At 76.1% G+C, this 12,775-nt stretch carries 18 protein-coding genes; 7 read left to right on the top strand and 11 right to left on the bottom strand.

Annotated features, from left to right (window positions below; all coding sequences use genetic code 11):
• Window positions 1-68 precede the first annotated feature (68 nt).
• The 4 genes from BM414_RS09510 to BM414_RS09495 are packed head-to-tail and all read left to right on the top strand — an operon-like array spanning window position 69 to window position 3,712.
• Complete coding sequence (locus BM414_RS09510) at window positions 69-1,019, top strand: ABC transporter ATP-binding protein (RefSeq protein ID WP_093579193.1); 951 nt, start codon at window positions 69-71, stop codon at window positions 1,017-1,019.
• Between the two features lie 31 nt (window positions 1,020-1,050).
• Complete coding sequence (locus BM414_RS09505; RefSeq protein ID WP_093579192.1) at window positions 1,051-1,857, top strand: ABC transporter permease; 807 nt, start codon at window positions 1,051-1,053, stop codon at window positions 1,855-1,857.
• 41 nt (window positions 1,858-1,898) lie between these two features.
• Window positions 1,899-3,110 carry a sensor histidine kinase gene (locus tag BM414_RS09500; RefSeq protein ID WP_217644633.1) on the top strand — a complete coding sequence of 404 codons (1,212 nt, stop codon included), beginning with the start codon at window positions 1,899-1,901 and terminating at the stop codon, window positions 3,108-3,110.
• A complete protein-coding gene (locus BM414_RS09495) occupies window positions 3,107-3,712 on the top strand; it encodes a response regulator transcription factor (protein ID WP_093579191.1) in 606 nt (201 codons plus the stop codon). The genes BM414_RS09500 and BM414_RS09495 overlap by 4 nt, the downstream gene beginning before the upstream one ends.
• Here BM414_RS09495 and BM414_RS09490 read toward each other — a convergent pair.
• The 11 genes from BM414_RS09490 to BM414_RS09445 all read right to left on the bottom strand — a co-directional run bounded on the left by BM414_RS09490 (window position 3,709) and on the right by BM414_RS09445 (window position 10,447).
• A complete protein-coding gene (locus tag BM414_RS09490; protein ID WP_093579190.1) occupies window positions 3,709-3,900 on the bottom strand; it encodes a hypothetical protein in 192 nt (63 codons plus the stop codon). The genes BM414_RS09495 and BM414_RS09490 overlap by 4 nt on opposite strands.
• Window positions 3,901-3,914: 14 nt before the next feature.
• Window positions 3,915-4,151: a hypothetical protein gene (locus tag BM414_RS09485; RefSeq protein ID WP_093579189.1), complete on the bottom strand. Its 237-nt coding sequence runs from the start codon at window positions 4,149-4,151 to the stop codon at window positions 3,915-3,917.
• A gap of 223 nt (window positions 4,152-4,374) precedes the next feature.
• Complete coding sequence (locus BM414_RS09480; protein ID WP_093579188.1) at window positions 4,375-6,219, bottom strand: acyl-CoA dehydrogenase; 1,845 nt, start codon at window positions 6,217-6,219, stop codon at window positions 4,375-4,377.
• A gap of 172 nt (window positions 6,220-6,391) precedes the next feature.
• Entirely contained in the window at window positions 6,392-6,766 is a 375-nt protein-coding gene (locus BM414_RS09475; RefSeq protein WP_093579187.1) for a LapA family protein, read from the bottom strand.
• A 52-nt stretch (window positions 6,767-6,818) separates the two neighbouring features.
• Window positions 6,819-7,004, bottom strand: a complete 186-nt coding sequence (locus tag BM414_RS09470) for a hypothetical protein (protein ID WP_093579186.1) — start codon at window positions 7,002-7,004, stop codon at window positions 6,819-6,821.
• 46 nt (window positions 7,005-7,050) lie between these two features.
• Window positions 7,051-7,476 carry a hypothetical protein gene (locus BM414_RS09465; protein WP_093579185.1) on the bottom strand — a complete coding sequence of 142 codons (426 nt, stop codon included), beginning with the start codon at window positions 7,474-7,476 and terminating at the stop codon, window positions 7,051-7,053.
• Between the two features lie 62 nt (window positions 7,477-7,538).
• Window positions 7,539-8,201 (bottom strand): TetR/AcrR family transcriptional regulator, encoded by a 663-nt coding sequence (locus BM414_RS09460; RefSeq protein ID WP_093579184.1) that lies wholly within the window; start codon window positions 8,199-8,201, stop codon window positions 7,539-7,541.
• Window positions 8,202-8,349: 148 nt separating this feature from the next.
• Window positions 8,350-8,490, bottom strand: a complete 141-nt coding sequence (locus BM414_RS29250; RefSeq protein WP_175551519.1) for a hypothetical protein — start codon at window positions 8,488-8,490, stop codon at window positions 8,350-8,352.
• Between the two features lie 205 nt (window positions 8,491-8,695).
• A complete protein-coding gene (locus BM414_RS29245) occupies window positions 8,696-8,848 on the bottom strand; it encodes a hypothetical protein (protein WP_163476889.1) in 153 nt (50 codons plus the stop codon).
• Between the two features lie 29 nt (window positions 8,849-8,877).
• Window positions 8,878-9,846, bottom strand: coding sequence for a ribokinase (locus BM414_RS09450; RefSeq protein ID WP_093579182.1), 969 nt, complete (start codon window positions 9,844-9,846; stop codon window positions 8,878-8,880).
• Window positions 9,847-9,880: 34 nt separating this feature from the next.
• Window positions 9,881-10,447, bottom strand: a complete 567-nt coding sequence (locus BM414_RS09445) for a DUF6328 family protein (protein ID WP_175551518.1) — start codon at window positions 10,445-10,447, stop codon at window positions 9,881-9,883.
• A 94-nt stretch (window positions 10,448-10,541) separates the two neighbouring features.
• Between BM414_RS09445 and BM414_RS09440 the strand changes: the two genes are divergently transcribed.
• From BM414_RS09440 to BM414_RS09430, 3 genes are read left to right on the top strand one after another with little or no spacing between them, the layout of a single operon-like run.
• Entirely contained in the window at window positions 10,542-10,886 is a 345-nt protein-coding gene (locus BM414_RS09440) for a DUF3140 domain-containing protein (protein WP_093579181.1), read from the top strand.
• Window positions 10,887-10,895: 9 nt separating this feature from the next.
• On the top strand, window positions 10,896-11,678 hold the full coding sequence (locus BM414_RS09435) for a class I SAM-dependent methyltransferase (protein ID WP_093579180.1): 783 nt from the start codon (window positions 10,896-10,898) through the stop codon (window positions 11,676-11,678).
• A gap of 40 nt (window positions 11,679-11,718) precedes the next feature.
• On the top strand, window positions 11,719-12,747 hold the full coding sequence (locus BM414_RS09430) for a type III polyketide synthase (protein WP_093579179.1): 1,029 nt from the start codon (window positions 11,719-11,721) through the stop codon (window positions 12,745-12,747).
• Window positions 12,748-12,775 lie beyond the last annotated feature (28 nt).

The following is a 12,775-nucleotide window of genomic DNA, read 5'->3' as shown; positions in this document are numbered from 1 at the left end:
GGGAGCGTGGGGACGTGCCCCGGAGGACCGGCCCACCTCGGGCCGGCGGGGCACGAGGAGGAGGCCCCGTGCAGCTCACCCGCCCGCGCACCGACGTCCGCCCCCGCGGCGACGTCGGCAGCCCCGCCGTCGAGGTCACCGACCTGCGGCGCCGCTACGGCGACGTCGAGGCCGTCCGCGGCATCAGCTTCGAGGTCCACCCCGGCGAGGTCTTCGCGCTGCTCGGCGTCAACGGCGCCGGCAAGACCTCCGCGCTGGAGGTGCTCGAGGGGCTGGCCCCGGCGTCCGGCGGCACCGTCCGCGTGCTCGGCGCCGACCCCGTGGCCGACCGCGCCGCCGTCCGCCCGCACCTCGGCGTGCTCCTGCAGTCCAGCGGCCTGCCCGCCGACCTCACCGTGCGCGAGACGGTCCGCCTGTGGGGCGCCACCCTCACCGGCGCCCGCCCCGAGGACGAGGCGCTCGCCCAGGTCGACCTGACCGGCCGCGCCGACGTGCGCGTGCGCAGCCTCTCCGGCGGCGAGCGGCGCCGGCTCGACCTCACCCTGGCGCTGCTCGGCTCCCCGCGGGTCGTCGTCCTCGACGAGCCCACCACCGGCCTGGACCCCGAGAGCCGGCGGACGGTGTGGGGGCTGGTCCGGCGGCGGGTGGCCGAGGGGGCCGCCGTCGTCCTCACCACCCACCACCTCGAGGAGGCCGAGGAGCTCGCCGACCGGATCGCGGTCATGCGGGCCGGCCGGATCGTCCTCTCCGGGACCGCGGCCGAGATCGCCGCCACCCAGCCCGCCACGATCCGCTTCACGATGCCCGCCGGGGCGCCGGCACTGCCCGCCGTGCCGGGTGCCGAGGTCGTGACCGCGGCGCCGCGCGTGGTGCTGCACACCCGCGCGCTGCAGCCGGTGCTGACCCGGCTGCTGGCCTGGGCCGACGCGCACGGGCTCGAGCTCGGCGGGCTGCAGGCCCGCGCCGCGTCCCTCGAGCAGGCCTTCCTCGCCGTCGCCGACGGCGCCGACCCGTCCTGACCCACCCCTCCCGAGAGCGAGGAGCTCCGCCATGACCACCCTGACCGCCCCGGCGGCCGCGCCCACCCGGCTGCGCCGCACGCTCGCCCTGGCCGGCGCCGAGACCCGGCTGCTGCTGCGCAACCGCACCGCCGTCGTCAACTCGGTGCTGCTGCCGCTGTTGCTCGTCGCGTTCGTGCCCGTCGCCGGGCTCGGCGGCGACGGCCCGGTCGGCCCGCGCATCGCCGTCGCCGCGTTCGCCGTGACGCTGGTCTTCCTCACCTACTACAACCTGGTGACCACCTACGTCGCCCGCCGCGAGGAGCTGGTCCTGCAGCGGATGCGCAGCGGCGAGCTCACCCCCGGCGAGGTGCTGCTGGGCACCGCCACCCCGACGCTGCTCGTCACGGTCGCGCAGGTCCTCCTGGTCCTCGCCGGCACCGCCGTCATCGGGGAGTGGTCGGCGCCGGCCGACGTCGTCCTGCCCCTGGTGGCCCTGGTCGGCGGGATGGTGCTCATGACGCTGCTGGCCGCGGCGAGCACGTCGTTCACCCGCACCGCCGAGAGCGCGCAGATCACCACCCTGCCGCTGGTGGTGCTGGCCTCGGTCACCTCCGGCGTGGTCGTGCCGCTGGCCTCCTTCCCCGACCAGGTCGCGCAGGCCATGCGGCTGACGCCCATCGAGCCGATCGTCGAGCTCGCCCGGCTGGGCCTGGTCGGGCAGACCTGGGACGGCCGGTCGGTCGACTGGGCCGGCGCCTGGGCGGCCGCGCCGCAGCCGCTGCTGGTCCTCGCGGCCTGGATCGCCGTCGCCGCCGTCGTGGCGCCCCGGGTGTTCCGGTGGGCGCCCCGCCGGTGAGCGGTACGACCCGCGGCGGTCGGTACGGCAGCATGGGCGCCGTGCCGACCGTCGCGCGCTGGTGGCGGGACCGCTCCGACCCGCAGCGCCTGGACCTCTACACGCGCTGGTCGTTCTACGGCTGGCTGGGGCTGTCGCCGCTGCTCGCCCTGATGGTCGCCGGGTCGGCCGAGGACCCGGCCCCCGGAGCCCGGGTCGCCGCGTTCGTCGGCGGGTCGGTCGCCGTCGCGGTCACCACGCTCCTCCTGGCGCGGGCATGGCTCGCCGCGCGCCGGGAGGACCGCCCTCCCGCGCGGGCGCCGCTGGTCGCCGCCGCTCTCGCCGGCCTGGTGACCGCGGCGCTGGGCGTGCTGGCGTTCGCCGGCCAGGCGGACCGCACGCCGGCCCTGTCCTGGGGGGTGGCGATGCCGCTGGCCATGGTGCTGACCGCCACGACGCCGGTCTGGCCGACCCGCACGATCGCGCGGTGGGGCTTCGGCATCGGCGGAGCGACGGCGATCGTCGTCCTCGCCGCGGAGACCCCGTTCGGGACCGCAGCCGTCCTCGCCGTCGTCCTCGGGGCCGCGGTGACCGGGCTGGCCCTGGCCTTCCGGTTCTCGGTGTGGGTGCTCGACGTCGTCGTCGAGATGGACCGCAGCCGGGGCGTGGCGGCCCGGCTGGCCGTCGCCGAGGAGCGGCTGCGCTTCGCCCGCGACCTGCACGACGTCCTGGGCCGCGACCTCTCCGTGATCGCGGTCAAGAGCCAGCTGGCCGGCGAGCTGGTCCGCCGCGGGCACCCGGGTGCGGCCGACGAGCTCGCCGACATCAGCCGCGTCGCCGAGCAGTCGCTGCGCGAGGTCCGCGACGTCGTCCGCGGCTACCGGACCACCGACCTGGCCGGGGAGCTCGCCGGCGCCCGCTCGGTGCTGCGCGCGGCCGGCATCGCCTGCACCGTGACCGGCGAGGAGGTCGGTGCCGGGCTGCCCGAGCCGGTGCAGGTGGCGCTGGGCTGGGTGGTCCGCGAGGCGGTCACCAACGTGCTGCGGCACAGCTCGGCGGCGGAGTGCACGGTGACGCTGACCGCGGGGGACCCGGTGCAGCTGCGCGTCGAGAACGACGGCGTCGGTCCCGGCGGCGGGGGCCGCGGCAACGGCCTGCGCGGGCTGTCGGAGCGGCTCGCGGCCGCCTCCGGGCAGCTGTCCGCGGAGCGGGAGGGCGACCGGTTCGTCGTCGTGGCGCGCGTGCCCGTGCGCGCGGTGGAGGAGGTGCGGTGATCCGGGTCCTGCTCGCCGACGACGAGAACCTGATCCGCTCGGCGCTGGTCGCGCTCCTGGCGCTCGAGGACGATCTCGAGGTGGTCGCCGAGGCGGCCTCCGGCAACGAGGCGCTGGCCATGGCGCGGGCGCACACCCCTGACGTCGCCGTCCTCGACCTGCAGATGCCCGACCTCGACGGCATCACCGTCGCCGCCCAGCTCGGGTCGCTGGTGCCCGGCTGCGCGGTCGTCATCGTCACCGGGCACGGCCGCGCGGGGCACCTCAAGCGGGCGCTCGCGGCGGGCGTGCGCGGGTTCCTGCCCAAGACCGTGGCGGCGCCGGTCCTCACCGACGTCGTCCGGACCGTGGCGCGCGGCGGCCGCTACGTCGACCCCGAACTGGCTGCCGAGGCGATCAGCGCCGGCGACAGCCCGCTGACGCCGCGCGAGGCCGACGTCCTGGAGCTGGCCGCGGGTGGCGCCCCCGTCGAGGAGATCGCCGCCCGCGCGCACCTGTCACCGGGGACGGTGCGCAACCACCTGTCGTCGGCCGCGGGCAAGCTCGGCGCGGCCAACCGGCACGCCGCGGTGGAGGTCGCCCGCCGCCACGGCTGGATCTAGCTGGCCTCGTTGCCGCCGCGCACCACGGAGTCGTCGCGCTGGGCGTCCTCGTCGGTGGTCAGGGTGACGTCGTTCTCGCCGCCGTCGGAACGGTCCTCGCCGGGGACGCCGTCGACCATGTTGCTGCTCGTCGGTCCGTCGGAGGTGTCGGGGGACTCGCCGTAGCCGCTGTCGTCGGTCTCGCTCATCGGTCTGCTGCTCCTCAGGAACCGGGGGTGGGGCCGTCGACCTCGCCGGACGCACCCGCACCCCGGGCGCGGGCGACGTCGCTGTCGGCGCGAGCGGGCAGGTCGTCGTCGTGGGCGGCGTCCCGCTCGATCGCCTCGTCGGCGGTGAGCGGCACGTCGTCGAACGAGGACCCGGTGCTGCTGTTGTCACCGGTGGCCGACGCGGTCGGGATGTCCTGCTGGATGCGGTCGCTGCCCTGGGGGTCGCTCACCGTGGCCTCCTGTCCGACGCTGTCGGAGGGGCCATGCCCGTGGGCCCGGTCCGGAAAACGACCGGCGGCGGCGCGCCACCGTCCTCACCGCGCGGTGCCCGTCCCCACCCCGCAGCGCGAGGACGGCCACCGCGAGGTGGGGCCCGTCGCCGTCACGCCCGGACGGACGACGGCGGCCGCCGCCCCACGGGGGACGACGGCCGCCGGACGCGGGTCGCGAGGCTCAGAAGGCGCCCTCGGGGACCTCCATCAGCGCGTTGTCGGTCGCCTCGACGACGGCCCGCTCGCCGGCCAGGCGCGGCAGCACCTGGGTGGTGAAGAAGCGGGTGGCGGCGAGCTTGCCCTCGTAGAACAGGCGGTCCTTCTCGCCGACCTCGCCGGCCAGCGCGGCCAGCGCCACCTCGGACTGGCGGATCAGCAGCCAGCCGGTGACGAGGTCACCGGCAGCCAGCAGGAGACGGCTGGTGTTCTGCGCGACCTTGTAGAGCGAGGTCACGTCCTCCTGCGCAGCGGTCAGGTGGCCGAACATCGCGGCCAGCATCCCCTGCACGTCCTGCAGGGCGTTCGCCAGCAGCGCCCGCTCCTCCTTGAGACGCCCGTTGCCCGCCTCGGTGTCGATCGTGGCCTGGATCTGCTCGGCCAGCCAGGTCAGCGCGACGCCGCCGTCCTTGACGATCTTGCGGAAGAAGAAGTCCTGACCCTGGATCGCCGTCGTGCCCTCGTAGAGGGTGTCGATCTTGGAGTCGCGGATGTACTGCTCGATCGGGTAGTCCTGCAGGTAGCCCGAGCCGCCCAGGGTCTGCAGCGACTCCTGGGTGAGCAGCTGGGTGGCCCGTTCGGAGCCGAAGCCCTTCACGATCGGCAGCAGCAGGTCGTTGACGCGGGCGGCGAGCCTGGCGCGCTCGCCGTCGCCCTCCCCGGCGGCCTCGGCCTCGGTGACCTGGTCGCGGAAGCTCGCCGCGTACAGGTACAGGGCGCGCATCCCCTCGGCGTAGGACTTCTGGAGCATGAGCGAGCGGCGCACGTCGGGGTGGTGGGTGATGGTGACCCGCGGGGCGTCCTTGGAGGTCGACGTGAGGTCGGCGCCCTGGACGCGGGTCTTCGCGTAGTCGAGGGCGACCTGGTAACCGGCCGACAGCGTGGCGATCGCCTTGGCGCCCACGAACATGCGGGCGTGCTCGATGACCTTGAACATCTGCGCGATGCCGTCGTGCACCTCGCCCACCAGCCAGCCCTGCGCCGGCACGGGGCCGTCGCCGAAGGTCACCTCGCAGGTCGTGGAGACCTTGAGGCCCATCTTCTTCTCGACGTTGGTGACGTAGACGCCGTTGCGCTCGCCGAGCGCCCCGGTCTCGAGGTCGACGTGGAACTTGGGGACGACGAACAGCGACAGGCCCTTCGTGCCGGCCTTCGCGCCCTCGGGGCGGGCCAGCACCAGGTGGACGATGTTGTCGCTGAGGTCGTGCTCGGCCGACGTGATGAACCGTTTGACCCCGTGGACGTGCCACGAGCCGTCGGGCTGCCGCACGGCCTTGGTCGTGCCCGCGCCGACGTCGGAGCCCGCGTCGGGCTCGGTGAGCACCATCGTGGCGCCCCACTTGTGCTCGAGCATCAGCTCGGCCATGCGCTTCTGGTCCGGGGTGCCCAGCTCGTCGAGGATCGCGGCGAACGCGGCGCCCGAGCCGTACATGAAGACGGCCGGGTTGGCGCCGAGGATCATCTCGAAGGCGCCCCAGGTCAGCACGTGCGGCGCCCCGAAGCCGCCGAGGTGCTCGGGCAGGTCGAGGCGGTACCACTCGCCGTCCTCGACGGCGCGCACGGACCGCTTGAAGCTCTCGGGCAGCGTCACGGAGTGGGTCGCCGGGTCGAACACCGGCGGGTTGCGGTCGGCGTCGACGAAGCTCTCGGCGATCGGGCCCTCGGCCAGCCGGCGGATCTCGGCCAGCACCCCGCGGGCGGTCTCGGTGTCCATCTGCTCGAACGGTCCGGTGCCGAACCGGTCCTTGGTGTCGAGGAACTCGAACAGGTTGAACTCGAGGTCGCGCAGGTTCGCGGTGTAGTGGCTCATGGGGCGCTGGCTCCGTTGCTCCGTACCGGTGGACGGGAGGTCCGTACTCGTCGGTAACAAACGATATTACCGACGGGTAACCAGGAGCAAGGGTGCAACCCGGGACACGCTCGCAGGGGTCAGTGCGGCGCGGTCCCGGGCCGCCGGGGGCGCCGGGTGCGGCGGGGTGCGGTCAGCGGTTGCGCCGGCGGGCGCGCATCACCGCACCGGCGAGCGAGGCGATCGTCGCCCCGAGCACCGCGGCGATGACCAGCGCCAGCACCAGGGGCGCGTCGACGTCGGCGAAGACGAGGCTGATCTGCACGGTCTGCCCGTTGAACACGACGAACAGCACCAGGATCACCGTGACGGCGATCAGGAGGGCCAGCGCCAGGCCCAGGCCGGCGGTGCGACCGGCCGCCCGCGCCCGGGACGGGTTCGCGGGGCGGGTCGTGGCGGGCGGCGGCGAGGCCGGCGCACCCGTCCCGTACGGGGCGGCGCCGGTCGCGAACGGGTCGGTGCCCGGCGCGGAGGGCCGGGGCTCGCTAGGCGTTCCGGGAGCGGTCACACAGGAGGTCTGTCCGCCTGGCGTGGTGCTCAAACCGGCCGTGCGCGACCGGTCAGTCGCGGTGGGCGGCCGGCTCCGTCTCCGCGGGGGGCCAGGAGGGGCCGGCCGCGCCGTCGGCCGGACCGGTCGCCTCGGGGCCGTCGGAGTCGGGCGCCGGCGGCTCCGAGGTGGCGCTGCCGAGGGGGCCGACCGAGCGCGGCTCGTCCGGCTCGGGCATCTTCTGCTCGCGGGTGCTCACCGCACCGAGTCTGCGTCCCGGCCGCCCGCCCGGCGACCGGGGGAGGTCACTCCGAGAGCGCGGGGCCCGCCTCGTGCGCGGGGTGCCCGGCGGTGCGCTCCCGCTGCTTCATGCGTGCCTCGAGCACGTGCCGGTCGCCGCCGGACAGCTCGGTGCGGGCCCGCTCGTCGAAGGCGCGGAAGACCGACCAGTAGTTGTCGTCGAAGTCCTCGACGACCTGGAAGGTCCACCGGTCGGCGATGACGTTGCGGCCCACCAGGTCGCGGTCGAGGTCGTCGGCGAGCTGCGAGTGCCCCGCCTCCCGGAAGAGCTCCACGGCCTCCTGCACGAGCCGGTCGGCCTTGCCGGAGTGCTGGTGGAAGCCGTAGAGCTGGCCGCGGGCCTGCTCCATCGTCTCCAGGGCCTCGGAGAGCCTGCCCAGGCCCTCGACGGTCGTGTCGTCCAGGTCGGGGCGGCTGCGGTCGACGGTCACCGGCCCATCCTGGGGTCGGGGGACCGGGGCTGCCCGCCGAGCGACGGGGGCCGGGGAGCCGGTCAGGCGGGGAAGACCCGGCCCGCCGCGGACTCCGCGACCGCGAGGTCGACCAGGCGCCCGGCCAGCTCGCGCCCGTGCGCGGCCGGGCCGTCGGGGCCGAGCAGCCCGCCGGAGAGGTACATGCCGTCCATGATCAGGTGCACCTGCGCGGCGAGGTCCTCGCCCCTGCCGGGCGCCACCTGCTCGGCCAGCCGCTCGAGGCGGGCGTGCAGCTCGAACTTGTAGTCGGCGGCCGCGCTGCGCGCCGGGTGCTCCGGGTCGTCGTACTCGCTGCTCACGTTGGTGAACGGGCAGCCGCGGAAGCCCGCGCGGGTCACGTCGCCCTCCACGTACTCGACGACGGCGAGCAGCGCGGCGCGCGGGTCGCCCTCGAGCAGCACCAGGATCTCGTCGATGTGACCCAGCACCGTGGCTGCCTTGCGCGCGAGGTAGGCGCCCACGAGCTCGTCCTTGCTCTTGAAGAGCCGGTAGACGGTCATCTTGCCCAGGCCGGTCTCGCGGACGAGCTCGTCCATGCCCACGCTGCGCGAGCTGCGGGCGGAGAACAGCCGCTCCGCGGTGTCGAGGACGATCGCCTCCCGCTCCGCGCGGCTGCGGCGGACCGGGGAGGGGCTGTCGGCGTCGGCGTCGGCGTCGGCGAAGGAGAGGGCGGCGGCGGTCACACGGGGGATGGTGCCGCCTGCCGTGACGGATCAGTTCGCGGCACGCCGGGCGCCCGGCACGGCTGCTCGCTCCCGGGTGCAGAGGGACGAACGCGCAGGTCGGGGCGGCGGGGGAGGGTGGGACCGCTGTGACGACGGCCCACCCGGCTCAGGAGCGGCGGATGCGGCGGGGGTTGGCCAGGAGGCGGGCGACGCGCTCGGCCACGGCGTGCGGCGAGCCGGGGTCCTCGGCCGGCGGCGCGCCGGGGGTGTGGTCGTCCGTGTGGTCGTCGCGCTGCGCGTCCTCCATGCCCACCAGCCTGCCCCGCCCCCGGCCTGCGGGGACGGCTCCGGGCGGGCGTTCCACCCTCCCGGGCGGTGAGAGCTGCACCACCCTCGCCCGCGTCCTGGCTCACCGCCGCGCGTCCTGGGTCACCGCCGACGCCGAGCCGGGACACGGCACGACCAGCTCACCTGATGGTGCCGCGCCCCGGCCGGGACGGGTCCGTCCCGTCTCAGACGTCGGGTGTGTCGGCGGGGCCGTCGCCCGTCGGCCGGCCCTCGGCGGGGTCCTCGGAGCGCGGGGTGCGGCCGGCGTCGGACTCCTCGCCGGGCGGGTCGCCCTCCGCGCGCTCAGGGCTGCGCGGCGGCCGTTCTGGCTCGGTCACGGCGTCCTCCTCGGGATCCGGCGGTGTGGTCACCGACGGCCTTGCCCACCTGCGCGCCGCCGAACCGCGGCTCCGTGCACGCGCGTGGCCGCGGGCACCCGCGGCAGCACCTCCGCGACGGCGGCGGCGTCGGGCAGGGCACCCCGGGCGCCGGGCCCGGTGGTCGACAGCGCCGCGGCCGCGACCGCCTCGCGCACCGCGCCGGCCAGGTCCGCCCCCCGCGCCAGGGCGGTGCCGAGCGCGCCGGAGAAGCAGTCGCCCGCACCGGTGGTGTCCAGGGCGTCGACCGGCGGGGGCGCCTGCAGCAGCACGGGCCCGTCCTCCGGCACCACCAGCGCGCCGCGGGCGCCGAGGGTCACCACCGTGGCCGCCGCGCCGAGGGTGCGGGCGAGGGCGGCGAGCTCCGCCGGGGTCCGCGGTGCCGGGTCCGCGCCGGCCAGCTGCACCAGTTCGTGCTCGTTGGGCACCAGGACCGTCACCCGCTGCAGCAGCTCCGGCGGCAGCGGCTGCGGCGGTGCCGGGGTGAGCACGACGGTCCCCGACGCCGCGCCGGCCGCCGCCCGCACGGTGGCCAGCGGCACCTCCAGCTGCAGCAGCACCACCGCGGCGCCCCGCACGGCCGGGACGTCGACGTCGTCCGGCGCGAGCGCGGCGTTGGCGCCCGGCACGACGACGATGAGGTTCTCCCCGCTGCCGTCCTCGACGGGGATGGTCGCCGAGCCGGTCGGGTGCCCGGGCGTGGCCAGGACCAGCGCGGTGTCCACGCCGGCGTCGGCCAGCGCTCCCCGCTGCCGCTCCCCGGCCGGGTCGTCGCCCACCCGGCCGACCATCGCGACCCCCGTCCCCGCCAGCCGCCCGGCGGCCGCGGCCTGGTTGGCGCCCTTGCCGCCCGGCGCGAGCACCGCCGCCCGGCCGACGACGGTCTCGCCGCGGCCCGGCAGCCGCCCGACCGCGACCAGCACGTCCTCGTTCAGGCTGCCGACGACGGTGACGGACACGGGCGACCTCCGGGGAGCGCGGCGACGACGGCGCTCAGTCTGCGGGGCGGTCGTCGTCGTCGTCCGGGTCGGGCTGCACCCCGCGCGCCCAGAGCGGCAGCCCGTACCAGGTCAGCACGCCGACGAGCAGCACGGACGCCCCGCCGGCCACACCCGGCCCGCGACCCAGGACGACGCCGAGGATGAGCAGCACGCCGCCGCTGATCGCCAGCACGAGCAGCGCGAGGCCCACCAGCAGCAGCCGGTCGGCCACCGCGATGAGCACCGCCTTGCGCCGTCGCCGGAAGACCAGCCGGTGGAACGACACCGGCGCGATGAGCACCACCGTCGCCAGGGCCGTGGCCAGCAGCGTCACCGTGTAGACCGTGAGCTCGAAGTCGTCGAGCTCGGTGAAGCGCTGGGTGAAGGCCAGGCCGAGCAGGAAGGCGAAGAGCACCTGCACGCCGGTGATGGCCACCCGCAGCTCCTGCAGGAGCTCGGCGAGGTTGCGGTCGAGCACCTGGTCGAGCGTCTCGCCGCGGGCCTGCGCGGTGCGGAGGGCGGCCGAGCGGTCCGGCCGGCCGGCCCGCCGCCGCCTCGTCCCCGCCCGCGCCGCGTCCACGGGCACGGCGTACCCGGCGGGGTGTCGTCGCGACACCCGTTTCCCGAGGTCGGCGGCGCGGTACCGCCCCGGGAGGACCGACCGAGGAGGGGCCGTGGCCGACGACGACAGGGACACCATCCGCGCGGAGTTCCGCGAGGCGGTGAACATGAGCGCCTCGGAGCTGCAGGAGTGGCTGCAGACCGACGAGTCCCAGGCCGTCGGGCAGAAGAGCGGCGGCTCGGGGGAGTCGACCGGGCACGAGTCGGGGCGGCGGATCGTGGAGATCCTGCACAAGGCGAAGGACGACCTGACCGACGACGACCTCGCGCACATGCGGAAGGTCCACGGCTACGTCCAGCGGCACCTGGCCCAGGAGCCGGCCAAGGAGGACGTTGAGACCTCGAGGTGGCGGTACTCGCTCATGAACTGGGGTCACGACCCGCTGAAGAAGAAGTAGCGGCCACCGGTGCGCCTCGACGACCCGCGCCGCAACGACCCCGCCCAGTACGACGGCCTGGCCGACCAGTGGTGGGAGGCCTCGGGCGGGTTCGCGATGCTGCACTGGCTGGCCGCCTCGCGCGCCGGGCACATCCCGCCGGCCCCTGACCCCGGGGCGCTGCTGGTCGACCTCGCCTGCGGCGGCGGGCTGATGGCGCCGCACGCGGCGCGTCTGGGCTACCGGCACGTCGGCGTCGACCTGAACGCCGCGGGCCTCGCGGTCGCCGCCCGGCACGGCGTGGCCGCGGTGCGCGGCTCGGTGCTCGCCGTCCCGCTGCGCGACGGGTGCGCCGACGTCGTGGTGGCCGGCGAGGTCCTCGAGCACGTCGAGGACGACGTCGCGGTGCTCGCCGAGGCCGCCCGGTTGCTGAGGCCCGGCGGGACGATCGTCGTCGACGCCATCGCCGCCACCCGGCTGGCCGAGGTCGTCGCCGTCCGGATCGCCGAGCGGCTGCCGGGCGGGCCGCCGCCGGGCATCCACGACCCCGCCCTCTTCGTCGACCGCCGCAGGCTGCTGGCCGCCGCCGACCGGCTGGACCTGGACCTGCGGCTGGTGGGGCTGCGGCCTTCGCTGCGCGACGTCGTCGCCTGGCGGCGCGGGCGGCGCGACGTCGTCCGGATGCGGGAGCTGCCGACGACGGCGGTGCTGTTCGCCGGCTACGGGCGCAAGCGCGACGTTCCGCGTCCGCCGGGGAGCGTCCCGCGACCCGGGGAGCGTGCGACCGCTCCCGCACGTACCGTCGGGGAGTGACCGCCTCGCTGAGCAGCGCGTTCCCCGCGGAGTCCCGCGGGTGAGCGCCGCCGTGCTGACCGGCGCCGGCGCCGCCCTGCCGGCCACCCTCGACCAGGACGCCGCGTGGGAGGGCTTCTTCGCCCGCCACTACGAGGGTGTCCGCGCCGCCCACCGCATCTGGGCCGGTGCCGGCGTGCGGACGCGGCACGCGGTGGCCAACCCGGTCGACGAGGACCTGAGCCAGTGGGGGACCGGCGCGCGCATGGCGCGCTACGTCCAGGAGGCGCTGCCCCTGGGCAAGCAGGCGGTCGCGGGCGCGCTCGACGTCGCGGGCCTCGCGCCCGGCGACGTCGGCCTGTTCGCCGTCGCCACCTGCACCGGGTACGCCACGCCCGGCTTGGACATCCGGCTGGCCAGCGACCTGGGCATGCCGCCGGGCCTGCAGCGGCTGCTGGTCGGGCACATGGGCTGCTACGCGGCGATCCCCGGGCTGGCCGCCGTCGGCGACTTCGTCACCGCCCGCTCGCGCCCAGCGGTGCTGCTGTGCTGCGAGCTGACCAGCCTGCACGTCCAGCCGGCGGTGCGGGACCTCGACCAGGTGGTCGCGCACGCGCTGTTCTCCGACGCCGCGGCGGCCGTCGTCGTCGAGCCCGGTGCCGGCCGCGGACGGCGGCTGGCAGGCGTGGTCGCGCGCACCGACCCGTCGACGGCCGACCACATGACCTGGGACGTCACCGACCTGGGCTTCCGCATGGGCCTGTCGCCGCGGGTGCCCGACGTCCTGTCCCGGCACGTGGGCGACGTCGTCGCCGAGTTGCTCGACGGCGCCGGCCTGCGGGTCGAGGACGTCGCCGGCTGGGCGGTGCACCCCGGCGGGCCGCGCATCCTCGACGTCGTCCGGGACGAGTTGGGGCTCGCCGAGGCACAGGTCGCGGCCTCGCGGCGGGTGCTGGCCGAGCACGGCAACTGCTCGTCGGCCACGGTGCTGCTCGTGCTGCAGGAGCTCGCCGACGTCGACGGTCCCGTCGTCGCCATGGCCTTCGGTCCGGGGTTGACCCTGTACGCAGCGCTACTGATGCCTGCCTGACCTCGCGCGAGGGCTGGGCGGGGCACTA

The organism is Geodermatophilus amargosae, from assembly GCF_900116515.1.
Classification (GTDB): Bacteria; Actinomycetota; Actinomycetes; order Mycobacteriales; family Geodermatophilaceae; genus Geodermatophilus; species Geodermatophilus amargosae.
The sequence above is the reverse complement of the archived record's forward strand: the minus strand, read 5'-3'. Positions and strand labels throughout refer to the sequence as shown.

Coding starts and splice junctions, on each gene's coding strand:
- BM414_RS09505 (WP_093579192.1), top strand. CDS start 1,051: ATGACCACCCTGACCGCCCCGGCGGCCGCGCCCACCCGGCTGCGCCGC.
- BM414_RS09490 (WP_093579190.1), bottom strand. CDS start 3,900: ATGAGCGAGACCGACGACAGCGGCTACGGCGAGTCCCCCGACACCTCC.
- BM414_RS09480 (WP_093579188.1), bottom strand. CDS start 6,219: ATGAGCCACTACACCGCGAACCTGCGCGACCTCGAGTTCAACCTGTTC.
- BM414_RS29250 (WP_175551519.1), bottom strand. CDS start 8,490: ATGGAGGACGCGCAGCGCGACGACCACACGGACGACCACACCCCCGGC.